Origin of the sequence: Sphingomonas sp. CFBP 13714 (genome assembly GCF_014842205.1) — a bacterium.
Classification (GTDB): domain Bacteria; phylum Pseudomonadota; class Alphaproteobacteria; order Sphingomonadales; family Sphingomonadaceae; genus Sphingomonas; species Sphingomonas aerolata.
In genome coordinates, this window is sequence record NZ_JACYVG010000001.1 from 299,367 (window position 1) to 325,832 (window position 26,466).

Sequence of the window (26,466 nt, forward strand, 5' to 3'; positions counted from 1 at the left end):
CCTCGTAAGGAGTGTCAGGCAGCGGGGCGGGCGAGCGCCTCCGCGATCAGCTTGCGCGAATTGTCGATCCCGTACAGCGCGATGAAACTGCCCATCCGCGGCCCCTGTTCGGAGCCGAGCAGCGTCTCGTATAGCGCCTTGAACCAATCGCGCAGGGTCTCGAACCCGCCGGTCTTGCCGATCTCGTAGACGATGTTCTGCACATCCTCCGCGCTCGCATCGGCGGGCAGCGCGGCAAGTTCGGCATCGAGCCGCTCGAGCGCCGCGATCTCTACGCCTTCGGGTGCACGCCGCTTGAGCGTCGGCGCGACGAAATCGCGGCCGTACGCCAGCGCATGGTCGATCAGCTTGTCGAGCTCGGGATAGCTCTCCGCCGACGCATCGGGGACATAGTTCGCCAGATAGCCCCAGACCTGCGCCTTACTCGCATCGCCCATCACGCCGACGAGGTTGAGCAGCAGCCCGAACGTCACCGGCAGCTCGCCCTCGGGGAGCTTGCCGTCATGGATGTGATGCACGGGGTTGCCGAGCTTCTGCTTCAGGTCCTGGCCGGCATAATTGCCGCGGAACTGCCAATATTCGTCCACCGCGCGCGGGATCACGCCCATGTGCAGCGACTTGGCCTTTTTTGGCTCGCGATAGGCGTAGAACGCCAGCGATTCCTGCGGGCCATAGGTCAGCCACTGGTCGAGGCTGAGGCCATTGCCCTTGGACTTTGAGATCTTCTCGCCATTCTCGTCGAGGAACATCTCGTAGTTGAAGCCCTCGGGCGGGCGGCCGCCGAGTACGCGCGCGATCTTCGACGACTGGGTCACCGAATCGATCAGGTCCTTGCCCGCCATCTCGTAATCGACGCCGAGCGCGACCCAGCGCATCGCCCAGTCGACCTTCCACTGGAGCTTGGCCTTGCCGCCGAGCACGCTCTGCTCGATGCGTTGGCCTTCATCGTCGAACGCGATCAGGCCCGCCTCGGCATCGATCACCTCGATCGGCACCTGCAACACGATGCCGCTGGTCGGCGAGATCGGCAGCACCGGCGAATAGGTCGCGCGGCGCTCGGCGCGGAGCGTCGGCAGCATCACGTCCTGGATGCCCTGGAAATGCCGCAGCACACCCTTCAGCGCCTCGTCGAAGCGACCGCTCGTGTAATAGTCGGTCGACGACGCGAACTCGTAATCGAAGCCGTAGCGATCGAGGAATTCGCGCAAGATCGCGTTGTTGTGCGCGGCAAAGCTCGAATGCGTGCCGAACGGATCGGGGATCTGGGTCAGCGGCTTGCCGAGATGCTCGCGCAGCATGTCGCCATTGGGGACGTTGTCGGGCACCTTGCGCAACCCGTCCATGTCGTCCGAAAACGCAATCAGCCGGGTCGGCGTATCGCTCAGTGCGTGGAAGGCGTTGCGCACCATCGTCGTGCGCAGCACCTCGTTGAACGTGCCGATATGCGGCAGGCCCGACGGGCCATAGCCGGTCTCGAACAGGATCGGCGCGCCCTGCTTGCCCTGCGGATAGCGCTTGAGGAGTTTGCGCGCCTCCTCATACGGCCAGGCTTTGGATTCCAGGGCGGCGGTGCGGAGCTCGTCGGTCATGCCCCGCGCCCTAGCGCGAAGGCACGAGTCTGCAAAGTCCGCGACCGCCCGGTAGCGTTAGGGCCGCGTGCGGCCCGTGCCCGTATTCGCGCCACCGCCGCCACCCGTGCCGGGGGCACCGACCGAGCCGATATTGCCGAACAGGTCCTGGAAGAAGCCGCGCTGGCGACCCAGCGTCGGCGTCGTCTTGCCATCGGGGCTGATCGACGCGACCTGGTCGAGCCCGCCGCGACGGATCGCGGTGACGGTGCCCTGCTGGTCGAAGCTGATCTGCAGCGTGATCTGCGCGTTCGGGCGCGGGTTGCGGAACGCCAGGTTGCGGCTGTCGCGCGCCAAATAATACCAGTCGCCCTGGTCGAACTGCCCCGCGAGCGTCGGCTTGCCGAGCGTCTGGAGCACCGACTGACGGTTGTCGACGCCGGGCTGGACCGAGTTGACGAGGTCGACATCGACCACATAGCCCTGATGCGAGCGAAGCTGCGTGCAGCCTGCGCTCGTCAGGCCGACGAGCGCGAGCGCCGCGACGCTGGCCGTACGGCGTGTCAGGCGGAATGAAAGGACGCTCATATACTCTCCCGGGGCGGGGTCACGCGATACTGGCGGCAGCACGATTGCATCGGCCGCGGATCGCCTCGATATGCGAGGTTGCGCAGGCAAACAAGCCGCCGCGCATTGGCGACGGGAAGGCGACAGGATTTGGGCTGGTTCGGCAGGCTATTGGGCGAGAAGCACGACGAGGCGCTGCCACTTTATACCGCGGTCGTGCAGCGCGCGCGCGCGGAGCACTGGTATCGCGACGGGCAGGTGCCCGATACGGTCGACGGCCGCTTCGACATGATCGCCGCGGTCCTCGCGCTCGTCATGCTACGGATGGAATCGGAACCATCGGGTGGTGAGCCCGCCGCGCGACTCGCGGAACGCTTCGTCGACGACATGGACGGGCAGCTGCGCGAACTCGGGATCGGCGATATCATCGTCGGCAAGCATATCGGCCGGATGATGAGCATGCTCGGCGGGCGGCTTGGTGCCTATCGCGACGGGCTCGCGGCGGGCGATCTCGACGCACCGCTGGTCCGCAACCTCTATCGCGGTGATCCACCCGCGCCCGCCGCACTCGCGCATGTCCGCACGGCCCTCACCGACTTCCACGCCGCGCTCGCCGGCGTCCCGCTATCAACCCTACTCGCCGGAGAGCTGCAATGACCCCCGAATTCAGCCGCCCCGAGCGACTCGACACGATCGGCGAGCGCGATCGCAGCGTGACCTTCGCCGCGACGCCCGAGGAGCGCCGCAAGCTCGCCGCGCGGTTTGCGATCCTGTCCGTCGACCTGCTCGAGGCGCACTTCACGATCCGTCGCGACACCGCCGGGATCGTCGCCAAGGGACATGTGACGGCAAAGGTCGTGCAGGCCTGTTCGGTGACCGACGAACCGCTCACCGCGACGATCGACGAACCCGTCGCGCTGCGCTTCGTCGATGATTTCGGCGCGGTCGAGGGCGAGATCGAATTGTCGGACGATGCGCTCGACACAGTGCCGATCGATGGCGGTGCGGTCGATCTGGGCGAAGCGGCGGCCGAGACGCTCGCGCTCGCGCTCGATCCCTTTCCCCGCGGTCCCAATGCCGCGGCCGCACTGCGCGCCGCCGGGGTGATCAGTGAGGACGAATATCAGCCGGTCAACGCGTTTTCGGGGCTGAAGGCGAAGCTCGAGGGCAAGGGCTGACGAGTCCGGCCCGACGCGTCAGTCCGCGTCGGGCCCCAGCGTCGGATCGAGATCGCGCGGCCGCACGAAGCGGGTGAACCGCGCCGATCCGCTTGTCAGATCGTCCCAGTCGTCAATGTCGAACTGCAGCTCGGCAAGACTTGCGGTCGGATATTTGTCCTCGACCGCGTCGCGGAACGGGTGGGTCACGTCGGGGGTCAGCAGCAGGACCAGATCCTCGAGCCCCGGATTATGCCCGATCACCAGCGCGCGATCGACGCCGCGCGGCAGGTCGCGGACGAGATCGAGAATCGTCCCCGCCGACGCGAGGTACAGCCGCCGGTCCCAGTCGGGCGCCAGCGTGCGTCCATAGCCCGCAACGATCTCGTCGAGCGTCTCGACGACACGGACCGCGGGCGAGGCGACGACATGGTCGAACGCGAGCGACAGTGTGCGCATCTGCCGCCCGATGATCGTCGCGGCGCGGCGGCCCTTGGCGTTCAGCGGCCGATCGAAATCGCGCGAGACCGTGTCGTCCCAGCCCGACTTGGCATGGCGCAGCAGCGTCAGCGTCTTCATGGCTCGGGCGTCATGATAAGGGTCCTCGGGCCGGTTCGCCCGCCTCATGCCTCAAGGCGGCGCGCGAGGAAAGCCGTGCCGCGACTCGGGTCACCGCTTCGTCGAGCGTGACGCGCGTCACCGGTACGCCCGGCGGGAATGCGCTCAGCAGCCGCGACGGCATCGCCGCGGACAGCATGACGAACGCGCCGGAATCGTCCGCACGCCGGATCAGCCGGCCGAACGCCTGCGCCAGCCGCGCGCGGATCAGCCGGTCGTCATACACGGCGCCACCACCCGCAAGCCGTCGTGCGGCATGCAGCACGGTCGGCTTGGGCCAGGGCACGCCCTCCATCACCACCAGCCGCAGCGATTCGCCCGGCACGTCGACCCCGTCGCGCAGTGCATCGGTACCGAGCAGCGACGCGCCCGGGTCATCGCGGAAGATGTCGACCAGCGTGCCCGTATCGATCGGATCGACATGCTGCGCGAGCAGCGGCAACCCTTCGCGCGCCAGCCGGTCGGCGATCCGGCCATGCACGCCGCGCAACCGGCGGATCGCGGTGAACAGCCCCAGCGTCCCGCCGCGCGAGGCGACGATCAGCCGGGCATAGGCGTTGGCCAGCGCGCCCACATCGCCGCGCTTGACGTCGGTGACGATCAGCACCTCGGCCTGCGTCGCATAGTCGAACGGGCTGAGCGCGGCGAACCGCGCGGCCGGGCGGGTGAGATGCGGTGCGCCGCTGCGCGCCTCGGCGATCTGCCAGCCTTCCTCCGCGCTGCCGCCCCCGGTCAGCGTCGCCGACGTGACCAATGCGCCATGCGCGGGTTTCAGCACGACCTCCGCAAAGGGCCGGGTCGGGTCGAGCCAGCGGCGGTGCAGCCCGATATCGAATTCGCGTCCCTCGACCCGGTCGACCGCGAGCCAGTCGACGAAATCGGCATCCGCGGGCCCGCCGACGCGCGCCAGCAATGAAAGCCAGGCCGCCACCGTCTCCGCGCGCCACCCGATCGACGCGATCGCGCCCTCCACGCGTGCGCGCGCCGGCCCGTCGAGCCAGTCGGGGGCCTCGCTCAGCACCGCCTCGAGCCGCCGGCCGAGCGTGACCAGCGGACGCACCAGCGCGTCGAGTGCGGCGGCGGCGGGCGCAGCGGCCTCGATCAGCGTCGGATCGGGTTCGGCGAGTTCGGTCTCCAGCCCATAGCCCGCATCGCCCGGCTGTTCGGCGCGCGCATAGGTCAGTCCGCGCACCGCGGCGAGCAGCTCCTCGATCGGTCCGAACGGCGCGCCTTCGCCGATCCGCTGCAGCCAGCCCTCGCTCGCCAGCGCGCCGGCCGCGGCCACCGCCTCGCCGATCGCGCGATTGCCTGCCTCGTCATAGCTGGCGAGATCGGACAGGCGTGCGGCCAGTCCGCGCCGCCGCCCCCGGCTGCTGCCCTCGGGACCGATGATCCAGCGGCGCAGTTCGATCGTCTCGCCGCCGGTCAGCGCGGTCGCGAACATCGAATCGGCGGCGTCGAAGATGTGATGCCCCTCGTCGAACACATAGCGTGTCGGTCGCGTCGCGAGTTCGCGTCCGCGCGCCGCGTTGACCATCACCAGCGCATGGTTGGCGATGACGATGTCGGCATCGGTCGAGGCGCGCGCCGCGCGTTCGATGAAGCATTTTCGGTAATGCGGGCAGCCGGCATAGACGCACTCGCCACGCCGGTCGGTCAATGCGGTCGATCCGTTGCGCCGGAACAGCGTCGGCAGCCAGCCGGGCAGGTCGCCGCCGACCATGTCGCCGTCCGCGCTATAGGCGGCCCAGCGCGCGACGAGCTGGGCGAGCACCGCCGCCCGCCCCGCAAAGCCGCCCTGCAACGCGTCCTCGAGGTTCAGCAGGCAAAGATAATTCTCACGCCCCTTGCGCGTGACGACCTTGGTCCGGCGGACCGCGGGATCGGGAAAGAGCCGTTCTGTCTCGCGTCCCAGCTGGCGCTGCAGCGCCTTGGTATAGGTCGAGATCCAGACCGCGCCGCCCGCCTTTTCCGCCCAGATCGAGGCGGGGGCGAGATAGCCGAGCGTCTTGCCGATCCCGGTCCCCGCCTCCGCCAGCACCAGATTGGGCGAATCGCGCACCGCCCGCGGCGCGAACGCGGCCGTCGCCGCGGCGGCATAGGCGCGCTGCCCCGGTCGTTCCTCCGCGCCATGCCCGGTCAGGTCGTCGAGCCGCGCCTCGGCATCGCCGGGCTCGATCGCGATCGTCCGTGGCGCGGGGCGCGGGGCCTGCTCCTCCCATTCGGGCAGTTTCGAAAACAGCCAGCGTTCGTTGACCGCCGGCTTGGCCAGCCGTTCGGCGACCACGGGCGCCCAGGGCCAGCGCAACCGGTAGAGCGACTGCGCCGCGGTCCAGGCCCCCTCGCGCTCGGGCCAGTCGGCCGCGTCGGTCAGCGCCAGCATCGCCTCGGCCGCGCGCAACAGGAACGGCGCGACCTCGGCATCGTCGGTCGGCAGGTCGAGACCGGTGACGCGGGAGATTCCCTTAGGCGTCGGCGCCGCGAACTGCGCCGGGCGCAGGAACGCGTAGAGTTCGAGCAGGTCGAGCCCCGACAGATCGGCATAGCCCAGACGCTGGCCGATCAGCGCGGCGTTGAGCAGGATGACGGGCGTGTCGGCGGCGATCCGGATGGCTTCGCCACGCCCGATCCCGCGCGTCTCGCCGCCCTGCGCGACCCAGATGCCGCCATGGCTGGCGTGAAGGGCGGGGTAGGCAAGCACGTTGCCGACCGTGCGCGATGCGGAACGAATTGGCAACCTCGCCGTGCCGAAAAGCGCAAGTACCGGCTTGTACGTGGGTCTCGTCGGTGATGAGGAGCCGTCCCCGCCCTGCCGAACAGACGCTGAGTCGCGCACCGGGCAGCGTGGCAGGCGATGTTCATTCGATCCAAATTTCAGCATCGGTCGGCGGACGAGCCAAGTCATTCCAATATTCTGACGATCGGTCGGCCGACACCTGTCCGAAACGGATCATGTTTGGTCCGTTACGGCGGGGACAGCGGATAGTCTTTCCCGGGGAGAGGGCCGATGAGCGAGTCGCTGGGGATCATCGATATCATGGTGCGCGAGGCGGTGGCATTTGCTGCGGTCGGCTTGCTGATCGGCGGCATCGATGACCTCCTGGTCGACATCGCATTCTTTTTCTGGAAAATCTGGCGCGGACCGTCGACCTTGCCGGGCATGGACGCGCTGCCCACGCCGTCGGAGCCCGGCCGGCTCGCGGTGTTCGTGCCGGCCTGGGACGAGGTGGCGGTGATCGGCGCGATGCTGTCGGCGGCGGTGGCGCGGTTCGACCATGACGATTACCGCATCTTCGTCGGACTCTATCCGAACGACCGCGCGACGATCGACGCTGCATCGCGCGTGGCGGCACGCGATCCACGGATCCGCCTGGTCATCGGCCAGCGCGACGGACCGACGACAAAGGCGGACTGCCTCAACACGCTCTGGCATGCGTTGCGCCGCGCCGACGATCGCGACGGGCGGCGGACCAAGGCGGTCGTGCTGCACGATGCGGAAGACGTCGTGCACCCGCTCGAACTGCGCGTGTTCGATTCGCTGATCGATCATTATGCCGTCGTGCAATTGCCCGTCCTGCCGCTCGTCAAGCGCGGCTCGCGACTCGTGTCGGGTCATTATGCCGATGAGTTCGCCGAAGCGCATATGAAGCAGCTGGTCATCCGTACCGCGCTCGGTGCGGGGATGCCGCTGGCGGGGACGGGGTGTGCGATGTCCACCGCGATTCTCGAAACTGTGGCGGCGACCCGCGACGGCGATCCGTTCGACGCGTCCAGCCTGACCGAGGATTACGAGCTATATGGAGTCCAAGATAAGACGTATTATGTCGGCAAGATATTTATACCGACTTGGCAGCTCGTCTTGAGGCCAACAGCCCGATGCGGGCTGCAGCCGTTCCATATAATAATTGCCGCTAATGCGGTTCGGCGCCGCCAAAATTGGTGGAGAGCCGCCGGTCCGCTTTCGGGCGCGCAGACAACGTAAGCGGACGCTTGTTCATAAAGCTCGCGACGGCAGCTACGCGCCCCAATTTCGGTCACGCGCCGCTTCTGTGAACGTGTCCTAAAGCTGCCATTCGCTCCGGTCGCTTGGAGCGACTCATCGAATGAAAATTGGTTGGGTTCTGCGCGCGGTTGAAGCGCGCAGAACCCTGACAAGCGGTCGCCTAAGATTTTGATCCCATCAGCCAACCGAGGAAGCGCTTTTTCCATCCGGAGGCGGCTGGTAGTGTTTGAGAACGTTCGACATTCACCTTTAATACGGCCACCTCGGAAACTTCATTCAAACCATAATGCGCCGCCTTCGCCCAACGGTCGCGTCGACGTTCAGCTGCAACTTCCGCATCCGACCAAGGAGGCGCTTCGATCACCCGATTGCGGCGGATCACGTAATGCGATCGGCATGGGAGCGTCCAACTACCGACCGACGGGTGCAGCGTGATCGTCTCGCCGTCGTAGCTGATGTTCCAATCCGTCGGCGTGAGCGGTGTCACGACCTCCTCGCCACAGCCGCAGCAGCAGCTGTGCGCAGCGCTTCCGAACTCCATCGACACGTAGAGCACGCCAGGTTCAAGCGTTTCCGGAAACGTCTCGACGAACCGGTGTTCGAGGTCGGAATGCCGCATCATGACTGATCCTCGTTCAGCAGCATGTTTCCATCGAGCGTATAGGTCGAATGATGCTCGTTCTCGAGGTCGCAGTAGAAGCCGCACAGCTTCTTCCACTTGATGACCGCGAACACCGCGTTCAGCGCATTGAGGTCGGCGACTTGGATGTTGGACGCGTAGATGTCGCCGGCACCGCCCCCGGCGAGCGGGATCCGTTCATGCGACGCGACGGTTTCCCGCGTCTCCGGGGTGCTGGTCGTCACGCGAAGGATCCCGCTGAGGCCTCGGTGGCCTAGCTCCAGCCCCATGCCGATGTCGATGAAACCGACGCCTCGCGCGTGGAGCCGCTCGACCAGCGCCGCCTTGGCCTCGCCTGCGTCGAGGCTCAGGAACGCGAAGTCGATGCCGTCGAGCAGGTCGAGATTACCCGGCGCGATCGCGACTGGCACCGCGGTGATGCCGCGATGCATGCGCTCGTAGATCCCCTTGAAGTGGTCCACCTTGAGCGGCGCCTCGCGGAGTTCGTCGAGGCTCGGCGCGCCAGGTGCCCTGAAAGCATTGTGCTGGAGGAACTCGTCGGCATCGAAGATGCGGATCTCCGCCACCGGCGTCTTCGCGACCATGTCGAGGATATAGCTGCCCGAGCCGCCGAGCCCAATGATTGCGATACGGTGCCCCGCCAGCTTCGCCGTCAACGCGCCGATGCCGACGCGGTCCGACGCGGTCTCGACGTAGTTGAACACGCTGTCGGCGTCCTCCTCGTCGAGCGCGCGATAGGGCCGGGGTGTCGCAGTTGCATCGAGCACCGCGGCCGGCCCCGCGATGATCGACGCGTATGTCGTCATCTTGTGGTGATAGTCGCGATAGCCGCCGTCGGGCTTGCTCGAGAACGCATGCTCGGCGGTCAGACCGTGGCCGAGGTCGAAGTGGGTCGTCTGGTTGGCGATCGCGGCGATGCGGGCCCCATCGGCAAAGCAAGGGTACTCGCCGTCGAAATGCACGACGTGCGTGTCGGGCGGCCTGGTCTGGTCGCCGGCCAGCGCCAGGCTTGAGATCAAGGTCCCCTTGCGCACCTTGCGGTCGGCGTCGACGTAGGGGACCTCGCGCATGACGAGGAACCCTCCGACGATCTGGACGAAATAGCCCTCCTCGCGCAGCTTCGCGAGGTCGGCGTTACGACTGAACAGTGCGCGTGACATTGAAGACCGTCCCCTGCTTAATGGTGACCGAGCCGTGGGCGCCAAGCTCCCCGGCATGCGGCGTCGAGGCCGCCTTGCGGTAGGTCATGGAGAATACGACGTTCGGCTCGTGCGGACCGGGGAAGGCCATTTCGACGATCTGCTCGAAGGTCACCTCCGGCCCCGGCACGGTGCGCGGACGGGTGTTGACGATGATCTCGATCTCCACCGTCGGGCGCTTCGCGTTGTAGAAGCGCTCGATGCCCGGCGCGCTGAGGTCGACCAGCATCGCGGGCTCGATCAGGACGTCCGTCCCGCCGCGAACCTCGAGGAAGACTGCTTCGTCGGGGCCCGGCTTGGCGAGTTGCTCGAGGATACGGCCGCTGATCGTCGGCTTGCCCCAGCGTTCCTCGTGGTCGTTGACCTCAAACTTGAAGTCGCGGTCCGTCAGGAAGGCGACAATGCGCTCCGCGCCGGCCCCGCGGAGGTCGAACGTCTCGTTGAGGCGCACATCCTCGAAATCGCCGGTGTCGAGGATCGCGAAGATGCTGTAGCCGCGCTCGGGCTCGAGGCCCGCGGCCTCGAGGATCTGGCGGCCCACCGGGATCGGGTCGGCGATGCCGAGCGGGCGGAAGTCGAGGCCGTCGAGCGCGAACTGGATGCGGTAGGCCTTTGCCGCCAGCAGGGGGCGGCCCTCGCGGATCGCGTCGCCGACGTCGTCGTATTCGGGGAGTTCGGGGGTGTTCATCTTGCTTTTTCCTTCGTGTCTAGCCGGGTCAACCCGGTCACGAAGGGACAATCGGAACGGACACTGCCGACCGGAAAGGCGATCAGAAAACTTTCTGCAGCGAGCCGCTGGGGACGGGCCCGCAGATGAAGAAGGCGGGGCACCCCGGGCAGATGCGCTGTGACGGGGATGCGGGGAACGAACCGTCGCGGATTCCCGCGACGACCTTATCCAGCAGCTCACGTCGGTTGCCGAGCACGCGCGTCGTCATGTCGAGCGCGGTGACCTGATCGCTCATCAGGTGCACCACCTCCGCGGCCGCGCCGGGTGCACTCTCCGCGAGGGCGAGCAGCGCGGTGGCTACGCCGAGGTTCTCGGTGTCCGACTTGCGGTAAGCTCCCGTTCGGATGCGCCGGTAGATCCGGACGCCCCGCGCGTCGACAAGGACATCGTCGGCGTTGAAGACGATCTGATCGGAGCCGATATTGAGCGGCACCGCTGCCGGGATCTCGGCGGGGTGGGCCAAGCGAGACTGCCGGAACCGCGTCACCAGCGTGATCGCCATCGTCCGCAGCTCCGCAAAGCTGCCGGGCGTGTCGAGACCATGATCGTCGCAGGCCTGTTCGACGGCGGCACGGAGGTGCGCGTCATCCGACAGGTCGAGCCCCTCCCGCACCGCCGCGCGGACGACGGACCGAGCCGCCTCGTGCATCCTCATGTAGTCGGTCTCGGTCCGGCGCCCCCCAATGCCGAGCACGTGTGTGTAGAAGAAGCGTCGCCTGCACTTGTCCTTGTCCAGCATCGCCACCTGCGAATCCCGCAGCCGGATCGTCCCGTCGATCACGAGCGTGACCCGCTCGTCCTCCGGGGCGGGAGGCAGCTTGCGGAGCAGATCGGGCGTGGACCGCGCAACGGCCGCCCCGAGGCGGTTGAGGAACTCGGACAGGGGTCTGGCAGAGTGGTTGGCCTTCTCCGTGGCCGCATACATGACGAGTCGGTCGCGCGCGCGCGACAGCGCGACGTAGAATAGGCACTCCCGCTCCTCCGCGTCCCCATCGCGCAAGGCCGTCTTCACATCGCCGGTCAATCCCGCGATGACGCCCTCCGGCGGGAGGCATGCGGGCGCCTTTGACTGACTTGGGAGCGTGTCCTGGTTGAGGCCCGGGAGGTGGACGCACCGGAACTCGAGGCCCTTAGCGCCATGGATCGTCATGAGCCGCACCGCGTCCAGTCCCTGCGCGGCGGCAGGTAGCTGGCGAAGGTCGCGATCGTCGCCGATCGCCACGAGCCGCCTGATCCGGTCCAATAGGCGGGGAACGGCCTTTCCCTGCTCGCGCGGCTGCACGCGGAGGAAGTTCATCAGCTGCCAAAGCGCGATGCCCTGGCTGCGTTGGCCGACCGACTGCGCCACGGCGATAGTGGCGGCGATGCGGGTTCGGTCGAGGAGGATCACGGCGAGGACTCGCCAAGGCGGCGTGTCGGCGTCGAAGCCCTCAAGCGCCTCCGCGAGGCTGTCCAACGCGGCATGGCCGTCCGCGGAGATCGGCAGGTCCCGTCGCGCGGCAAGCCAATCGAGCGGCTCCCGCTCGTCGTCGCGCAGAGTCGCGAGTATGGCGCCGACGTCGTCGAGCGACATGGCAAATTCAGTCATGCCTGCGGCGCGAACGAGGCCCATCGCCCGGCGGTCGGCGAGCAGCGACAACATCGACATAAGGTCCTTGACCTCGCCGCGCTCGAACAGACTGCCGAGGAATAGAACTGGGACGCCCATGCGCTCGAGGTCCCGGGCGATCACGCCGAGCCGCTCGTTGCCGGTGCACAGCACGGCTTGGTCGCGGTAGGCGAAGCCGGCCTCGTGCATCTCGGCGACGCAGTCGGCGATCGCGACCGACTGCTCGTCCTTCATGGCGCGGGTCCTGAGCTCGATCGGGATCCCAGAATGACCACGGTCCGCCTTAAGCAGCGTCTCCGTCTTGCTCGCCGTCATTCTGACCGCGAAGGCGGAGTAGGCCGTGACGATCTCGTCGAACGAGCGGTAGTTGACCTTCAGCCTGCCCGACGCGGCACCAAGGAAATCCTCCGTCGTGAACTTGGAGGTACTGATCGGGGACGCTCCCCGGAACCGGTAGATGGACTGCCGAGCGTCGCCGACGACCCAGAGGTTATCGCCGGTTGGGCGGATCGCCTTGAGTAGCCGAACGCTGGCGCGGTTGACGTCCTGATACTCGTCGACGAGCAGATGGTCGTACATTCCGCCGAGCTTCGCGGCGATGTCAGTGCGCCGCTCGAGGAGTTCGACGGGGAGCGATACCAGGTCGCCGAAATCGACCGCCCGCCGTTCGCGCTTGATCCTCTCGTATAGCGCATAGACCCGCGCCACCTCGGTGGACTTGAGCGCCTCGGTCGTCCGTGCCTCGTCTCCGACCGCAGCGACGCGCATGGCCTCCGCGTGCCGCGCATATTCCTCGGCGGTGACCACCTCGTCCTTCGCTCGCGAGATCGCCGCGAGGATGTCGCCGATCAGCCGCGTCGGGTCATAAAGATCCTGATAGTGTTCGAGCGCCAGCTTCGGGAACTCCCGCTCGAGCAGCTCGACCGCCTCGACCCTGTCCATCAACTGCGGATTGTCGGGAAGCGAGAATTCGGCGCTGAGGCGTCGGATGAGGTCGAGCCCGAAGGCGTGGAACGTGCCGATCCACATCGCCGCTGCCTTCTCGGGACACTCGGCCGCAATGCGGTCGGCCATCTCCCCGGCTGCCTTGTTCGAGTAGGTGAGCACGAGGAGCCGCTTGGGATCGACGCCCTCGTCGAGCAGCTGAACGACCCGCGCGGTCAAGGTCTGAGTCTTGCCGGTGCCGGGCCCTGCCTCGAGCAAGTAGGGGCCGCCGCGATGGGCCGCAGCGATCGCCTGGGCCTCATTCAGCGGATGGAACTCGCGGACTTTGTCGTCGGGTTCGATCACGGGGAGTAGGAGACCGTCGAACAGCTGCTGCGCCACGACGTCGAACGGGGCTTGCATCCGCTCGGCGATGTCAGACGCGGTCAGACCATCTTCGAGGTGGAGGCGGCACACCACTTCACGGGGTAGGAGGAGCTCCCGGCCGAAGAGGTCCATCTGGACCTCGCGCCTTTGCCGGCGGCCGTAGTCCACCACGCGGTCGATGCCGGTCGGCGAGGGCTCCGAGCCACGGGCCGGATCCGCCTCAGTGACCGTCGGGGACGAGGTTCCGTCCCCCAGCTCGTGATGCCCGATCTCATGAGCGACGAGGAACGCCCGCTCGAAGGGCGACCCGATGTTCTCATGGATGATGAGGTCATCCTCCGGAACCAGCGTCGCGCGTCCGTTGTCGAGGACCGTGGCACCCGGATTCGCTGAATCGACGTCGAGGCCGCGATCCTTCGCGATCGCGACCGCGAAGGCGTAGGGATCCGTCGGATCGAGTCCCCGCGCGACCGCGCTGGCGTGCAGTTCCGCCGCGCGTCGGCGTCCTAGCTCAGTTGCGTCCACGGGTCAGCCGTCGGCCATCAGCCGAACGCGGTCGGCTTCGGATACGCCGGCATCCGTCAGCACCTGCTCGAACGTGGTCTGCGCGACGGACCCGGGTGGACCGTTCGACTTGTAGCTTCTGGTCGCCGCCATCCCCGCCGGAGGTCGCGCCATTGCGGCGATCACGTGCGGCTGAGGAACGCCCAGCGCCACGGACAGCTCGCGCGTCACGGGCGTCGGGACGCTGGAGGCGAGCACCCTATGCTCGCGGATGCAGGTGATCACCTGCCGCGGCACGCCGAGCTTAACGGCGAGAGCCTTGCCCACGTCGCCGGAAAGGCGAGCCAAGGGATCGGCGTCAGTCGCGGCTTTGGGCCGGGCTGCCTGATGCCTGATCCACGCCGCGTCGACGCGGGACTGCTCGGTCGCGGTCAGGCCGCCCTCGTCCTCGGTGTCGGGCGTGGCGATTAGACGGGAGAAGTCGATCAGCTGCAGCGCGAACTGAGGATGGGCCGCGACGTAGCGGGCGAGGACATCGCCGTCGTGGACCTCCTCCATCTGGAACAGGTCGAGCACGGCGTCGAGCGCGAGCGGCGGGTTGGTGGCGGTCATTCGTCGTCCCCAGGATTGAAAAGGGCGCCAAGCGTCTTTAGCGCCCGGTCCCGATAGTTGCGAACTGACCGATCCGAGCAGTCCAGGGCCCTAGCGATCGTCATGACCGACGGGTCGCTCGAATGGATCTGCCACCCGATCAGCAGGAGATGCATGGTCCTGCTTTGTTCTGGTGGCAGGGCGTCAATCGCGACGTAGAGCCTCTCCCGGAAAAGCGGATCGGAAAAAATTTCGGCGTCCAGCGGGTCGGTCGTGCCGGCGGAGGCTGCCGCCTCAGCGGCGCCGCCCTCCTCGTCGTCCATGGAAACGCCGCGGTTCGCTTCGCGCCACACCCGCTCTTGGGCGTCGAGCCGGAGCCGCTTGATGGCGAGATCGAACCGCGCCTCAAAGAAGTCGAGCCTGTCGTCGGGCTCCGCGCGGTCCTTGGCGAGCAAGTCGACGAAGTTGTCGAAGACCGCGTCGCGGATGCGCTCGTCAGTGGCGGACACGGTGCCGCCCGAAGCGATCGGCACCGCCCGCATGACGCGCTCGGCGAGCGCCTTGTAGAGGCGCTCGAACGAAGCGTCGGAGTTTTCGCAACGACTGGCGCGGATGAAATGAACCAGACATTCGCTGGGCACGTAGCCAGGATCCTTTCGATTGCGGATCCGGGCCCGCTCGAGCAGTCCATCGCGCGACAGGACGCCAAGGGCGGGGAGGAGCGCCTCGACTTTGTCGGGGCGCGTATACAGCGTCCCGTCCTTCTTCTTCCGGGTGAGCGGGGCGATCAACTTGTCCTCCCTTTCGAAGCATCAGCATAACTGCGTTTCAGGGGTAATCGCCATGGAAACTGAAACCGGAACGGCAGAATGGATTATTTGGAACGCGTCGGCGTGTGCCCGACCAGATCATCGCACCTCTTGCGCTGACAACTCAACGGCAGCTTTCCGCGGAGAAGCACCGAGGACCGGACTGTCGGCAATCGGCCCACTTCCTGCCGCACCGTTTCACCTGAACGAGCGACCGCTTTCGAGACGCCTTCAACCGGCGCCGAACGACCGAAACTGGGTCACGGAGGCGCGGCAGCTGGCGACCAACTCAAGCCGTTCGTAAAGCGAGTTACGAACGGCGGCTCCGGACGGAACCCGTCATTCGACGAGGCCAACAGGATGATCGGCGCTCGCCCATATTTGCGATAGAGCGCGACTGGTAACTGGTCTTGAACGCCGCCATTCCTGAGGTCACTTGGCACCAGCATCAGGCCGACTGGCGATGGGTCATTGCCGACGGGCAGCTATCGGGCACCTCTGTGCGGATAGCTGACGTACGTGGCCTTTCCTGCACATTGTTTTCCGAACCGGTTGATGAACATTGGCCCGCGGCAAGGGCCGGCTCGGGCCGGTCGTATGCCAACGGTTCGGAAAACGGCCGTTTTACGCACACCCCTGCCATGAGCCGATTCTCAAAAGGGATCGTAAAATGAGAAGGTTGGCCTCGGAAATCTCGAACTAGCCAAGTCTGACATATCCTCTATGCTGGATATATGGAAAACGATTCGGCCATTGCTGCACTTAGCGCTCTCGCACAAGGCACACGCCTCGACGTGTTTCGCCTACTGGTCCGGCACGAACCAGTTGGAATGGCGGCCGGCGAAATAGCCCGTCAGCTCGACGTGCCGCAAAACACTATGTCAGCGCACCTTGGCATTCTCGCGCGTGCCGGCATCGTCCGTTCCGAACGACATAGCCGCTCGATCGTCTACCGCGCCGATCTGGACGGGCTGCGCGCACTGACCCTGTTCCTCGTCAAAGACTGCTGCGCCGGCTCACCCGAACTATGTGGGCCACTCCTAGCCGAACTCACCCCATGCTGCTGAAAGGACGCCCCGTGGCCGTCGATATCGTGATCTATCACAACCCCGAATGCGGCACGTCGCGCAACACGCTGGCGATGATCCGCAATGCCGGCATCGAGCCTCATGTGGTCGAATATCTGAAGACACCGCCTGCGCGCGCGCTGCTGGTCGAGCTGATCGATCGCGCCGGGATCACGCCCCGCGATCTGCTGCGTGAGAAGGGGACTCCTTATGCGGAGTTGGGCCTGGGCGACACGTCGCTGTCCGACGAAGCGCTGGTGGACGCGATGATGGCGCATCCGGTCCTGATCAACCGGCCGCTCGTCGTCTCGCCGCTTGGCGTGAAACTGTGTCGTCCGTCCGAAGCGGTCCTCGATCTACTGCCGGAGCCGCAACAGGGTGCGTTTGCCAAGGAGGACGGCGAACAGGTCGTGGACGCCTCGGGCCAGCGCGTCGCCTGATGTTGCTCGCGCTCGCTATCTTCGTCGCCACGATCGCGCTCGTCATCTGGCAACCGAAGGGCCTTGGCATCGGGTGGAGCGCGATGGGCGGCGCGGCGATCGCGCTGCTCGTCGGGGTCGTCTCGCTCTCCGACGTGCCGGTGGTGTGGGGCATCGTCTGGAACGCGACCGCGACGTTCGTCGCGATCATCATCGTCAGCCTGTTGCTCGATAAAGCCGGGTTCTTCGAATGGGCGGCGCTCCACGTCGCGCGCTGGGGCGGGGGGCATGGTCGCCGACTGTTCGTGCTGATCGTGCTGCTCGGCGCGGCGGTATCGGCGTTGTTCGCCAATGATGGCGCGGCCCTGATCCTGACGCCGATCGTCATCGCGATGCTGCGTGCCCTGGGATACAAGGACAAGGCGACGCTGGCGTTCGTCATGGCAGCGGGGTTCATCGCTGATACCGCCAGTCTGCCGCTGATCGTCTCCAACCTCGTCAACATTGTGTCGGCCGACTTCTTCCGGATCGGCTTTGCCGATTATGCCTCGGTGATGGTGCCGGTCGATCTGGCGTCGATCGCCGCGACGCTGATAGCGCTGCTGCTATTCTTCCGCCGTGACATACCGGCGAATTACGATGTGGCGCAACTCCGCACGCCCGGTGATGCGATCCGCGACCGTGCCACGTTCAAGGCGGGCTGGGTCGTTCTTGCTCTACTGCTTGCCGGCTTCTTTCTGCTCGAACCCATCGGCGTACCGGTCAGCGCCGTTGCCGCTGTGGGCGCGGTCCTCCTGCTTATCATCGCCTCGCGCGGCCACGTCATCCAGACGCGCAAGGTGCTGGCCGGTGCCCCGTGGCAGGTCGTGATCTTTTCGCTCGGCATGTACCTGGTCGTCTACGGCCTGCGGAATGCTGGCCTGACCGATCACCTTGCCAGCCTGCTCGATCGCACTGCGCAAGGCGGCGTGTGGGGCGCGGCGTTCGGGACCGGGATCATCGCCGCGCTGCTGTCGTCGGTGATGAACAACATGCCGACCGTACTCGTGGGGGCGCTGTCGATCGACGCGACCCACGCCACGGGCGCGATCAAGGAAGCGATGATCTACGCCAACGTAATTGGGTGCGACCTCGGACCGAAGATCACGCCGATAGGCTCGCTCGCAACACTGCTCTGGCTGCATGTCCTCGGGCAAAAGGGCATTCGGATCGGCTGGGGCTATTACTTCAAGGTTGGCGCGACGCTAACGATTCCGGTGCTGCTGGTAACACTTGCGGCACTCGCGATCAGGATCAGCATGGTATGACGGCGCTAGTGTATATGGCCGCGGCACTTGCGGAAATCGCAGGCTGCTTTGCCTTTTGGGCATGGTTCCGGCTGGATAAATCGCCCCTGTGGCTGGTTCCGGGCGTGGTCTCACTTATGCTGTTCGCCTGGCTGCTGACACGCGTGGATAGCGACGCAGCGGGGCGGGCTTATGCTGCCTATGGCGGCGTCTATATCTGCGCATCGTTGATCTGGCTGTGGGCTGTCGAAGGGGTAAGGCCCGATCGCTGGGACGCGGGTGGAGCCGCACTGTGCCTGATCGGCACCTGCATCATTCTGCTAGGCCCAAGGACCGCCTGATGCCGCTCCGTATTCTCGCCGATCCTGATAATCTGCCCGCGCTCGATCGGCGCTATGCGCTCGATCGTCCTGCCCTTGGGCTGGGTGCTGGCGATCCACCTCCGCGCATCCTGTTGCTCTATGGCTCTTTGCGGGAGCGGTCCTTTTCGCGGCTGTGCGTCGAGGAAGCTGCTCGCCTGCTGCAATTCTTCGGCTGCGAAACGCGGATCTTCGATCCTTCGACGTTGCCGCTGCCCGATCAGGTGACGGGGGACGATCACCCGGCCGTCCACGAGTTGCGCGAACTGTCGATGTGGTCGGAGGGGCATGTGTGGTGCAGCCCTGAACGACACGGCCAGATTACCGGCATCATGAAGCTGCAAGTCGATCACCTGCCGCTGTCGATGGGCGGGATGCGCCCGACGCAGGGCCGCACGCTCGCCGTCATGCAAGTGTCGGCCGGGTCGCAGTCGTTCAACAGCGTGAACACGCTGCGCGTCCTCGGCCGCTGGATGCGAATGGTGACGATCCCCAACCAATCCAGCGTCGCGAAGGCGTTTGCCGAGTTCGAAGAAAACGATCGAATGAAGCCGTCGGCCTACTATGATCGGCTCGTGGACGTGATGGAAGAATTGGTACGCTTCACTGTCCTGCTACGCCCGCACACCGCCCAATTGGTCGATCGCTATTCCGAGCGAAAGGAGGCAGGCGTGCCGATCGATAGCGCCACGGACCTTTCGAGCATCGCAACCTCGCCAACGTACCGGAAAGGCGAGTAAAGTCCGCTTAGTGTGGCAAACCGCTCCTGCGGCATTGTACATGACTGAGGGTGCTTCTAGATGCATTCGATGAAACGCCGGGCTCGCCCACTCTCCAAAATGTTGCATTCCATGGCGTTTTTCGTCTTGGCGGTGATGTTGCTGGTCCGGCTTGGCCCGCTCTGCGAGACGATGGCGATGGCCGCGCCTCCGGCTGCGTCCGCGATGATGGACTGCGCCAGCAAATCAGCAGGCGCTCCCATCAAAAAGGCCCCTGCGTCGGCCTGCGCCATACCGTGCGTTGCTGTTGCCGGCGAAACCGTCGAGCATATCGAGCTGGTTCCGTCCTCCCGTCTATCGCCTTGGCCGGCTCCACAGACCGGCCTTTTGGGCATTGCATACGCTCCGGCCACACCCCCTCCGCAAACCGTGTGAAGTTGAGCATCATCACACGTAAATTACGGAGAATATCATGACCAAGTTCAAGCTCATCAGCGCTGCTTTCGCCCTCACCCTGTCGACTGGCGCATTCGCCGCTGTCGCCAATTGCTGCGCCGACATGGCGTGCTGCAAGGACGGTGCGGACTGCTGCAAGGATGGCGCAAAAGCCAAGGCTGCTGACTGCTGCGATCATGCCAAGGGCGGCATGAAGCACGGCTAAAGGATGGATAGGGGCGGGCAACCGCCCCTATTTTCTAGTCTACGTCTACTCGGCGCGGCACGCCGTCCCGCCACGGTCGCTGCGTCGAGCGGAGAGTTACCCTCAGGGTTGAGGCTCTTCCCCGAACCGCATCCATCGTTCGTCCCATCTCGCGCGCGATTACCGCCAGCGTCTGCCTGGCCCCGATACGCTGACGAAGCTCGGCGTCATCATCATCGGTCCAAGACGTTCCACGTCGAGCGGTCAGCCCAATACCTCCTCAATCAGGAGCAATCCCAGAAACCCGATGAAAAACATCGCGCTGATAAGCGGGGTGTCTGGCTTCTCGTGCGCTTCAACCAACAGCTCTTCCGTCACGAGGTAGAGCAGCGCCATCAGACCGAAACTGAGAAACCCGGCGATGACGACGGGCGGAAACGTCGCAACGGGTGTCGCTATCGCCGCACCAATCGGCAGCAACAACGCGATCCCCATCGTAATCGCGATGATACGTGCCCTGGACTTGATCGTCTCACTCAACTCGGTCGTTACGGTCAGTCCGAGAAACAGCACCTCCAACGTCAACGCGATCGTCAGCAACACGCCGGCCTTCCCGCCAGCGACGAACGCCAATCCGAGAACAAGCCCGTCGATCAGGATATCGACTGCAACTGCCCCGAGCATAGCGATCGGTCCACTGGCGCGCCCCTCAAGGGCTTTGAGCGACAGCATCACGAGAATGCCAAGCGCGCCGCCAGTGAATGTCGCGATCGGTGAACCTTCGTGCATCACCTGGGGCAGGATCTCGGCTGCCGCTGCGGCGAACACGACGCCTGCCGCCAAGTGCTGCATAGCGCTTACGAAGGCATCGCTTGGCCGTCTCGATACCGCGAATAGCGAGCCGATCAGTACGGCGACGACGGGAATGAGCGTAAAAGCAACGGCCTGCATAGCTTAAACCCTCACGCTGTCATGAGCCAAAGGCGGCAGTTCGATGTGTCCCCCTGAAGGAGCTGGCAGCTCGCGCCGTCCGAAACGAGCGTAGAGCGTCGGCAGCACAAACAAGGTGAGCAAGGTTGCGGATATCAGGCCACCAATAACGACGGTCGCCAGCGGCTTTTGCACCTCGGCTCCAGCACCATGACCAAGTGCCATCGGCACGAAGCCAAGCGACGCAACGAGCGCCGTCATCGCAACCGGCCGGAGCCGCGCCAGAGCGCCTTGATGCGCCGCTACCGCACGATCCATGCCTTGCCGCATCAGATCATGGATGGACGACACCATGACCAGTCCGTTGAGAACCGCGACCCCTGATAGCGCGATGAAGCCGACTGCCGCTGAGATCGAAAACGGCATGCCTCTTAGCACCAGAGCAAGGATGCCTCCGACCAGCGCCAGCGGAACGCCGGTAAACACGATCAACGCATCCCTGACGGAGCCAAGCGCACCGTAGAGGAGGAACATGATGACCACGAAGCAGATCGGCACCACAACGCTGAGCCGATCGCGGGCAGATGCCAGGTTCTCGAACTGACCGCCCCATTCGAGGTACGTTCCGGGCGGCAACTTCACCTGAGCGTCGATGGCTGACCGGGCATCAGCCACGACACCGGCCACGTCCCGATCGCGCACGTTGGCCTGCACCACGACACGGCGCTTGCCGTTCTCGCGGCTGATCTGATTGGGACCATCGACCACGGCGATATCCGCTACAGTCGATAGCGGTACGAAGCCGCCACTGCCGGTCGGCACCGGCACCTGGGCAACCGCCGTCAGATCGGATCGTGAGCTTTCCGCCATCCGGATCACGACGGGGAAGCGACGATCGCCTTCAAAGATCACGCCAGCCTGTCGGCCGCCAATGGCTGCGGCAACCGTGTCCTGCACGTCACCCGCCGTCACCCCGACGCGGGACATGGCAGTGCGGTTCGGCCGGATATCGAGCATCGGCAAGCCTTCGGTTTGCTCAACCCGCACGTCTGCTGCACCTCGCGTCTTTCGAAGGATGCCGGCTATCCGATCTGCGGTCGCGTTCATCTCGCCAAAGTCGTCGCCGAATACCTTGATCGCGATATCGCCGCGCACGCCTGCAATCAGCTCGTTGAACCGCATCTGGATCGGCTGGGTGATCTCATAGGCGTTGCCCGGCAGGGTGGAGAGGCGTTTTTCCAGCCGCTCCACCAGCTCTTCCTTAGACAAACCGAGGTCGGGCCACTCCTTCTTCGGCTTCAGGATGACGAACGTGTCAGTCGCGTTAGGCGGCATTGGGTCCGATGCGATTTCAGACGTGCCGGTGCGCGAGAAGGCGAAACGGACCTCAGGGGCCTTGGCGAGTGCCTTTTCCACCTGGAATTGCATTGCCTGACTCTGATCGACCGATGTGCCGGGGATGCGGACCGCCTGCACGAGAATGTTGCCCTCATCGAGCTGCGGCAAGAACTCCTGCCCCAATGTCGTGAAAGCAGCCCCGGCGAGTGCCAGCGCACCGATCGCGACGCCGATAGTGAGGGTGGGTCGGCGCATTGCCGCATCGAGTCCCGGCTCATAGCGCTGCCGTAGGAACGTGACGACGCGGCTTTCCTTTTCCTCAACCCGTTTGCTGAGCCAGATCGCAATCGCTGCCGGTATGAAGGTCAGCGACAGGATGAAGGCGAACACTAGAGCGATGATGACTGTCAGCGCCATCGGCTCGAACATCTTGCCTTCGACACCCGTGAAGGTGAGCAACGGCGCATAGACAAGGATGATGATAGCCTGCCCGTACACCGATGGCCGGATCATCTCGCGCGCCGATGCCGCGACAATCCCGAGACGTTGCTCGATCGTCAGCACGTCATCGCGACCATGCTGCGCCTCGCCCAAACGCCGTAATGCGTTCTCCACGATGATGACCGCGCCATCCACGATCAGACCAAAGTCGAGCGCGCCAAGGCTCATCAGATTGGCCGAAACACCCGCCTTCAACATGCCGATGCTGGTCAACAGCATCGTGATCGGAATGACGCAGGCCGCGATCAACGCCGCACGGAAATTGCCAAGCAGCGCAAACAGAACGACGATCACCAGCACCGCACCCTCGGCAAGGTTGCGGGCAACCGTGGCAATCGTGGAGTTCACCAGCTCGGTCCGGTTCATAACCGGCTTCACGACAACATCGACCGGTAACGAGCGGCCGATCTGCGTCAGCCGTTCGGCAACGCCCGTCGACACCGTGCGGCTATTCTCCCCGATCCGCATGACTGCGGTCCCGACGACAACCTCATGACCGTTTTCCGACGCCGATCCCATGCGTAGCGCCTGCCCGGTGCGAACGGTCGCGATCTGGTTGAGCAGTATTGGAACGCTCTCGCGGGTGGCAACGACGGTACGGGCCAGCTCGTCGGCGTTGCGGACACGCCCATCCGATCGAACCGCCAACCCTTCGCCGTTGCGGTTGACCACGCCAGCGCCCGCGCTGGTATTGCTGCGCTGTAGGGCGGTGGTGAGATCCTGCAGCGTTAGCCGCATTGCCGCCATGCGCTGTATGTCCGGAATAACGCGATATTCCTTGGTGTAGCCACCAAGGGAGTCGACGCCAGCAAGCCCGGCCGTGCTTTTGAGCTGCGGCGTGACGATCCAATCCTGCACGGTGCGCAGATATGTCGCCTTGTCGGCGTCGCTGACGAGGTGATCCCCCTCGGGGGTGATATAGCTGGCATCGCGTTGCAGGCCAGGTTCCCCGTTGCGATGATGGACCTGATCCAGCTCGCGGTATTCGACGGTCCACATGAAGATATCGCCAAGGCCCGTGGCGATCGGCCCCATCTCGGGGTTCACACCTTCGGGAAGGTCTTCCTCTGCGGTTCGCAGGCGTTCCGCGACCTGCGCCCGCGCAAAGTAGATATCAGTCTTTTCACCGAAAACCGCTGTGATCTGGGCAAAGCCATTGCGGCTTAGCGAGCGGGTATATTCAAGACCGGGAATGCCCGCGAGCGCGGTTTCGACCGTGAACGCAACCTGCTTCTCGATCTGATCGGGGGACAGGGCGGGAGCAACGACGTTGATCTGCACCTGGTTGTTGGTGATGTCGGGTACGGCGTCGATCGGAAGCTGACGCAGCGCGCCAATCCCGAGCAATGCAGCCGCGATAGTGAGAAGCAGGACGAGCCAGCGCTTCTCGACGGAGAGGGTGACGATGCGACCGATCATGGCTCAGTCCTCATCCCCGCCCGCACCCTTGCCGAGTTCGGCTTTGAGCGTGAAGCTGTTGGTGGAAGCGATGCGCTCTGAGCCGGTAAGGCCTGCCGTTACGGTGACTTGCCCGCCATTGGTGCGGCCAAGCGTCACCGGAATTGCCCGGAAACCTGTCGCGGTGCGGACGAACACAAACGACTTGTCCTCGATCATCTGCACTGCGGCCGATGGTACAGCAACGGTACGGTCCCCGGTCGAAGGAACGAGGATCGATACGTTGACCGTCTCACCAACGCGCCATGTGCTGCCGGCGTTGTCGAGAGTGGCAATCACGGGCACCAATCGGGTCGTCTCGTCCAGAATGGGGGACACGAACGTAACACGCCCCTCCTGACGCCGCCCCGGTGCCGTTACTTCGACACGCACGCCGGGTTTCACCCGGCCGGCATCGGTGGGGACGAGTGATGTGGTGACAGTGACCTTTGACAGATTGGCGACGCGGAACAGCTCTGCATCGGCCGCGACGGCTTGCCCGAGGGTGGCCGATCGCGCGATCACTTGGCCGGCGATCGGCGAACGAACCGCGATGCGGTTAAGCGCACCGCCTCCGCTGCCCGTCGCTGACAACTGCTGCTGCGCGAGGCGAAGGGCAATGCTGGCCTCCGTCGCTGCCGTCCGCGCTGCGACCAGATCCTGCTCTGGCGAAACGCGTTCGGCGAACAGGCGCTGTTCGCGGCGAAGGTTCGATTGGGCGAGTGCGGAACGCGCCCGCGCGGCCTCTACCTCCGCTTTCAGTGATGCCGCTTCCCGGCTTTCGATGATAGCCAGCGGGTCTCCCCGGCTGACTGACTGCCCGAGATTGCGGGTGAGGGAAACGAGCCGACCGCCTACGGAGGTGGACACAACCTGCACACCCTGAGGATCGCCCTCGATCGTTGCCGATAGCTCGATCGCTCCGGCCACGCCGCCTACTGTAGGTCGCGTAACCTCTATCCCGGCATCCGCGATCTGCTGCGCGGACAGGGTGACTATATCCTTTGGACCCTCCTTGGCTTCGCCGGCCTCGGCACCTTCGGTCTTCTCGGCTCCGGCCTTCTCACCGGCCTCGCTGTTGCCACCCCCGCCGCACCCGGCAAGGAGGATAGCCAGGGTCACAGGCGCGAGCGCCCGTATGATGATCTTCGTCATTGATTGGTTTCCTCGGGCGAGGGCGCTGCGGCAACGAGCCGTTCGAGGCGTGCCTTGGCGTCGTGATAGGTGGCGAGCGCATCGATCGCGGCGGTTCGTGTTTCGGACAGAGTGCGTTCGGCATCGAGCAAATCGAGCTGACCGAACTTGCCCTCCCGGTAGCCGATCCGGGCAATCCGAGCGGCTTCACTTGCCGATGCCAGTGCCGGCCCGCTGGCGTTACGAGCGGTCGTCGCGGCATTCGCGACGTTCGCCTGTGCGCTTGCGATATCCTGCGCGGTATCCAGCTCGGCGACGCGACGTAGCGCCTGCGCCTGATCGGTCTGCGCTCGCGCCTGCGCCACTGCCGCCTTGCCGTTGTTGAACAGCGGAAACGGGATCGACACCCCGAACACCGCTGCCACGTCGTTCGTAGCCTCAAGCCGGCGTGCGCTGGCGCTGAGTGTCACGTCGGGAATGCGTTGCGACCTGGCAAGCCGCACCTGTGCCTCTGCCGTTGTCACGTCTGCGCGGGTCGCTGCCAATGCCAACGTCCCTGCGGTCTCGCTCGGCCGTGCCGGACCAAAGCCCTCGACGCGATTGAACCACGCCAAGTCCAACGGTCCCGTGAGGGGTTGGCTGATCCGTCGGGCAAGATTACTTCGCGCGACCTCGGCAAGCCGCTCTGCGCGCTCCAAAGCCGTGTCCGCGTTGATCCGCAATACATCGGCGCGCTGCTGTTCGAGCGGTGATGCTCGCCCTGCTTGAACGCGGACGCCGGCAGCGCGCGATGCTTCGCGGGCGATACCGGCCTGCTCGCGCGCGGTCACCAGTCGGCGTTCCGCTGCGGTCGCCTCGATGTAGAGCTGCGTGATGGCAAGCCGTAGATCGGCCGCGGCCAACGCCGTGCCTATCCTCGCTCGATTACCAATCGCATCTGCGACAGCGATCCGTGCCGATCGTTTACCACCCAACTCGATCGGTAGTGCCAATCCTGCCGTTGTCTCGGCACTGCGAAGGCCGCGATATTGACCGCTACCGGCAATGTTCTCGGTCTCGGCGACGATCGACGGGTTAGGGCGGTAGCCGGCAACCGTGCGGCCTGCCTCTGCTGCCCGGACGCCTGCTGTGGCAGCCTCAAGGCTGGGGGCGGTCGCTCCGGCAAGTGAAAGCGCCTGATCAAGGGTGAGCGGGGGACTGGTCGATGTGGGATCGGCTGACTGCGCCTGTGCGATCGACGCGCACGACGCGCACGACGCCACGGCCAATAAGGCCGCAATAAAACGGTGCATGGGTAATGGACTCCTGACGAACCTTGGGTGTCCGCACG

General features: G+C 65.3%; 24 protein-coding genes. 9 read left to right on the forward strand and 15 right to left on the reverse strand.

Features of this window, described 5'->3' with window-relative positions; genetic code table 11:
• Positions 1 to 14: 14 nt before the first annotated feature.
• Both IFT54_RS01455 and IFT54_RS01460 read right to left on the reverse strand, forming a co-directional pair.
• On the reverse strand, positions 15 to 1,589 hold the full coding sequence (locus IFT54_RS01455; RefSeq protein WP_159511987.1) for a lysine--tRNA ligase: 1,575 nt from the start codon (positions 1,587 to 1,589) through the stop codon (positions 15 to 17).
• Between the two features lie 57 nt (positions 1,590 to 1,646).
• A complete protein-coding gene (locus IFT54_RS01460; protein ID WP_031396395.1) occupies positions 1,647 to 2,156 on the reverse strand; it encodes an outer membrane protein assembly factor BamE in 510 nt (169 codons plus the stop codon).
• Between the two features lie 129 nt (positions 2,157 to 2,285).
• Between IFT54_RS01460 and IFT54_RS01465 the strand changes: the two genes are divergently transcribed.
• On the forward strand, positions 2,286 to 2,792 hold the full coding sequence (locus tag IFT54_RS01465) for a ubiquinol-cytochrome C chaperone family protein (RefSeq protein ID WP_183935998.1): 507 nt from the start codon (positions 2,286 to 2,288) through the stop codon (positions 2,790 to 2,792).
• Positions 2,789 to 3,313: a YceD family protein gene (locus tag IFT54_RS01470; protein WP_192069391.1), complete on the forward strand. Its 525-nt coding sequence runs from the start codon at positions 2,789 to 2,791 to the stop codon at positions 3,311 to 3,313. Before IFT54_RS01465 ends, IFT54_RS01470 begins: the two co-directional genes overlap by 4 nt.
• Before the next feature lie 18 nt (positions 3,314 to 3,331).
• Here IFT54_RS01470 and IFT54_RS01475 read toward each other — a convergent pair whose 3' ends face one another.
• Together IFT54_RS01475 and IFT54_RS01480 are read right to left on the reverse strand one after the other, a co-directional pair.
• A complete protein-coding gene (locus IFT54_RS01475) occupies positions 3,332 to 3,871 on the reverse strand; it encodes a SixA phosphatase family protein (protein WP_031396398.1) in 540 nt (179 codons plus the stop codon).
• Positions 3,872 to 3,881: 10 nt separating this feature from the next.
• Positions 3,882 to 6,611 (reverse strand): ATP-dependent DNA helicase, encoded by a 2,730-nt coding sequence (locus tag IFT54_RS01480; protein ID WP_192069392.1) that lies wholly within the window; start codon positions 6,609 to 6,611, stop codon positions 3,882 to 3,884.
• A 306-nt stretch (positions 6,612 to 6,917) separates the two neighbouring features.
• Between IFT54_RS01480 and IFT54_RS01485 the strand changes: the two genes are divergently transcribed.
• A complete protein-coding gene (locus tag IFT54_RS01485; RefSeq protein WP_192069393.1) occupies positions 6,918 to 7,892 on the forward strand; it encodes a glycosyltransferase in 975 nt (324 codons plus the stop codon).
• Between the two features lie 181 nt (positions 7,893 to 8,073).
• Here the strand turns inward: IFT54_RS01485 and IFT54_RS01490 are convergent, their stop codons facing one another.
• From IFT54_RS01490 to IFT54_RS01515, 6 genes are all read right to left on the reverse strand, one after another.
• Entirely contained in the window at positions 8,074 to 8,535 is a 462-nt protein-coding gene (locus tag IFT54_RS01490; protein WP_137898425.1) for a DUF6527 family protein, read from the reverse strand.
• Positions 8,532 to 9,713 (reverse strand): ThiF family adenylyltransferase, encoded by a 1,182-nt coding sequence (locus tag IFT54_RS01495; protein ID WP_137898426.1) that lies wholly within the window; start codon positions 9,711 to 9,713, stop codon positions 8,532 to 8,534. The genes IFT54_RS01490 and IFT54_RS01495 overlap by 4 nt, the downstream gene beginning before the upstream one ends.
• Positions 9,688 to 10,440, reverse strand: a complete 753-nt coding sequence (locus IFT54_RS01500) for a multiubiquitin domain-containing protein (RefSeq protein WP_137898427.1) — start codon at positions 10,438 to 10,440, stop codon at positions 9,688 to 9,690. The genes IFT54_RS01495 and IFT54_RS01500 overlap by 26 nt, the downstream gene beginning before the upstream one ends.
• Before the next feature lie 82 nt (positions 10,441 to 10,522).
• Positions 10,523 to 13,927, reverse strand: a complete 3,405-nt coding sequence (locus IFT54_RS01505) for a UvrD-helicase domain-containing protein (protein WP_192069394.1) — start codon at positions 13,925 to 13,927, stop codon at positions 10,523 to 10,525.
• A gap of 3 nt (positions 13,928 to 13,930) precedes the next feature.
• Complete coding sequence (locus IFT54_RS01510) at positions 13,931 to 14,518, reverse strand: hypothetical protein (protein WP_137898429.1); 588 nt, start codon at positions 14,516 to 14,518, stop codon at positions 13,931 to 13,933.
• A complete protein-coding gene (locus IFT54_RS01515; RefSeq protein WP_137898430.1) occupies positions 14,515 to 15,288 on the reverse strand; it encodes a DNA-binding response regulator in 774 nt (257 codons plus the stop codon). Before IFT54_RS01515 ends, IFT54_RS01510 begins: the two co-directional genes overlap by 4 nt.
• Before the next feature lie 752 nt (positions 15,289 to 16,040).
• Here IFT54_RS01515 and IFT54_RS01520 point away from each other — a divergent pair.
• Genes IFT54_RS01520 through arsH form a run of 5 tightly spaced genes read left to right on the forward strand, consistent with a single transcriptional unit; the run spans position 16,041 to position 19,177 of the window.
• The gene (locus IFT54_RS01520; protein ID WP_137898431.1) at positions 16,041 to 16,373 is read left to right on the forward strand and encodes an ArsR/SmtB family transcription factor; all 333 of its coding nucleotides are present in this window, start codon (positions 16,041 to 16,043) and stop codon (positions 16,371 to 16,373) included.
• Between the two features lie 11 nt (positions 16,374 to 16,384).
• Positions 16,385 to 16,813, forward strand: a complete 429-nt coding sequence (arsC, locus tag IFT54_RS01525) for an arsenate reductase (glutaredoxin) (protein ID WP_235525809.1) — start codon at positions 16,385 to 16,387, stop codon at positions 16,811 to 16,813.
• Entirely contained in the window at positions 16,813 to 18,099 is a 1,287-nt protein-coding gene (locus IFT54_RS01530; protein ID WP_192069395.1) for an arsenic transporter, read from the forward strand. The genes arsC and IFT54_RS01530 overlap by 1 nt, the downstream gene beginning before the upstream one ends.
• A complete protein-coding gene (locus IFT54_RS01535) occupies positions 18,096 to 18,419 on the forward strand; it encodes a YnfA family protein (RefSeq protein WP_137898433.1) in 324 nt (107 codons plus the stop codon). Before IFT54_RS01530 ends, IFT54_RS01535 begins: the two co-directional genes overlap by 4 nt.
• On the forward strand, positions 18,419 to 19,177 hold the full coding sequence (arsH, locus tag IFT54_RS01540; protein ID WP_137898434.1) for an arsenical resistance protein ArsH: 759 nt from the start codon (positions 18,419 to 18,421) through the stop codon (positions 19,175 to 19,177). The genes IFT54_RS01535 and arsH overlap by 1 nt, the downstream gene beginning before the upstream one ends.
• A gap of 56 nt (positions 19,178 to 19,233) precedes the next feature.
• On the opposite strand, the gene IFT54_RS01545 is transcribed toward arsH, so the two are convergent.
• Positions 19,234 to 19,449, reverse strand: coding sequence for a hypothetical protein (locus IFT54_RS01545; RefSeq protein ID WP_137898435.1), 216 nt, complete (start codon positions 19,447 to 19,449; stop codon positions 19,234 to 19,236).
• 179 nt (positions 19,450 to 19,628) lie between these two features.
• On the opposite strand from IFT54_RS01545, the gene IFT54_RS01550 reads away from it, so the two are divergent.
• A complete protein-coding gene (locus tag IFT54_RS01550) occupies positions 19,629 to 19,817 on the forward strand; it encodes a hypothetical protein (RefSeq protein ID WP_041394287.1) in 189 nt (62 codons plus the stop codon).
• A 243-nt stretch (positions 19,818 to 20,060) separates the two neighbouring features.
• Here IFT54_RS01550 and IFT54_RS01555 read toward each other — a convergent pair whose 3' ends face one another.
• From IFT54_RS01555 to IFT54_RS01570, 4 genes are read right to left on the reverse strand one after another with little or no spacing between them, the layout of a single operon-like run.
• The gene (locus tag IFT54_RS01555) at positions 20,061 to 20,747 is read right to left on the reverse strand and encodes a ZIP family metal transporter (protein WP_192069396.1); all 687 of its coding nucleotides are present in this window, start codon (positions 20,745 to 20,747) and stop codon (positions 20,061 to 20,063) included.
• 3 nt (positions 20,748 to 20,750) lie between these two features.
• Complete coding sequence (locus IFT54_RS01560; protein ID WP_137898437.1) at positions 20,751 to 23,984, reverse strand: efflux RND transporter permease subunit; 3,234 nt, start codon at positions 23,982 to 23,984, stop codon at positions 20,751 to 20,753.
• Between the two features lie 3 nt (positions 23,985 to 23,987).
• Positions 23,988 to 25,157, reverse strand: a complete 1,170-nt coding sequence (locus tag IFT54_RS01565) for an efflux RND transporter periplasmic adaptor subunit (protein ID WP_137898438.1) — start codon at positions 25,155 to 25,157, stop codon at positions 23,988 to 23,990.
• Complete coding sequence (locus IFT54_RS01570; protein ID WP_137898439.1) at positions 25,154 to 26,428, reverse strand: TolC family protein; 1,275 nt, start codon at positions 26,426 to 26,428, stop codon at positions 25,154 to 25,156. The genes IFT54_RS01565 and IFT54_RS01570 overlap by 4 nt, the downstream gene beginning before the upstream one ends.
• Positions 26,429 to 26,466 lie beyond the last annotated feature (38 nt).

Excerpts from the sequence above, each read along its gene's own strand:
- IFT54_RS01470 (WP_192069391.1), top strand. The coding sequence starts at position 2,789 with ATGACCCCCGAATTCAGCCGCCCCGAGCGACTCGACACGATCGGCGAG.
- IFT54_RS01500 (WP_137898427.1), bottom strand. The coding sequence starts at position 10,440 with ATGAACACCCCCGAACTCCCCGAATACGACGACGTCGGCGACGCGATC.
- IFT54_RS01520 (WP_137898431.1), top strand. The coding sequence starts at position 16,041 with ATGGAAAACGATTCGGCCATTGCTGCACTTAGCGCTCTCGCACAAGGC.
- IFT54_RS01490 (WP_137898425.1), bottom strand. The coding sequence starts at position 8,535 with ATGATGCGGCATTCCGACCTCGAACACCGGTTCGTCGAGACGTTTCCG.
- IFT54_RS01485 (WP_192069393.1), top strand. The coding sequence starts at position 6,918 with ATGAGCGAGTCGCTGGGGATCATCGATATCATGGTGCGCGAGGCGGTG.
- arsH (WP_137898434.1), top strand. The coding sequence starts at position 18,419 with ATGCCGCTCCGTATTCTCGCCGATCCTGATAATCTGCCCGCGCTCGAT.
- IFT54_RS01545 (WP_137898435.1), bottom strand. The coding sequence starts at position 19,449 with ATGGCGCAGGCCGACGCAGGGGCCTTTTTGATGGGAGCGCCTGCTGAT.
- IFT54_RS01565 (WP_137898438.1), bottom strand. The coding sequence starts at position 25,157 with ATGACGAAGATCATCATACGGGCGCTCGCGCCTGTGACCCTGGCTATC.
- IFT54_RS01455 (WP_159511987.1), bottom strand. The coding sequence starts at position 1,589 with ATGACCGACGAGCTCCGCACCGCCGCCCTGGAATCCAAAGCCTGGCCG.
- IFT54_RS01530 (WP_192069395.1), top strand. The coding sequence starts at position 16,813 with ATGTTGCTCGCGCTCGCTATCTTCGTCGCCACGATCGCGCTCGTCATC.
- IFT54_RS01460 (WP_031396395.1), bottom strand. The coding sequence starts at position 2,156 with ATGAGCGTCCTTTCATTCCGCCTGACACGCCGTACGGCCAGCGTCGCG.
- IFT54_RS01555 (WP_192069396.1), bottom strand. The coding sequence starts at position 20,747 with ATGCAGGCCGTTGCTTTTACGCTCATTCCCGTCGTCGCCGTACTGATC.
- IFT54_RS01495 (WP_137898426.1), bottom strand. The coding sequence starts at position 9,713 with ATGTCACGCGCACTGTTCAGTCGTAACGCCGACCTCGCGAAGCTGCGC.
- IFT54_RS01550 (WP_041394287.1), top strand. The coding sequence starts at position 19,629 with ATGACCAAGTTCAAGCTCATCAGCGCTGCTTTCGCCCTCACCCTGTCG.
- IFT54_RS01510 (WP_137898429.1), bottom strand. The coding sequence starts at position 14,518 with ATGACCGCCACCAACCCGCCGCTCGCGCTCGACGCCGTGCTCGACCTG.
- IFT54_RS01570 (WP_137898439.1), bottom strand. The coding sequence starts at position 26,428 with ATGCACCGTTTTATTGCGGCCTTATTGGCCGTGGCGTCGTGCGCGTCG.
- IFT54_RS01560 (WP_137898437.1), bottom strand. The coding sequence starts at position 23,984 with ATGATCGGTCGCATCGTCACCCTCTCCGTCGAGAAGCGCTGGCTCGTC.
- IFT54_RS01535 (WP_137898433.1), top strand. The coding sequence starts at position 18,096 with ATGACGGCGCTAGTGTATATGGCCGCGGCACTTGCGGAAATCGCAGGC.
- IFT54_RS01475 (WP_031396398.1), bottom strand. The coding sequence starts at position 3,871 with ATGAAGACGCTGACGCTGCTGCGCCATGCCAAGTCGGGCTGGGACGAC.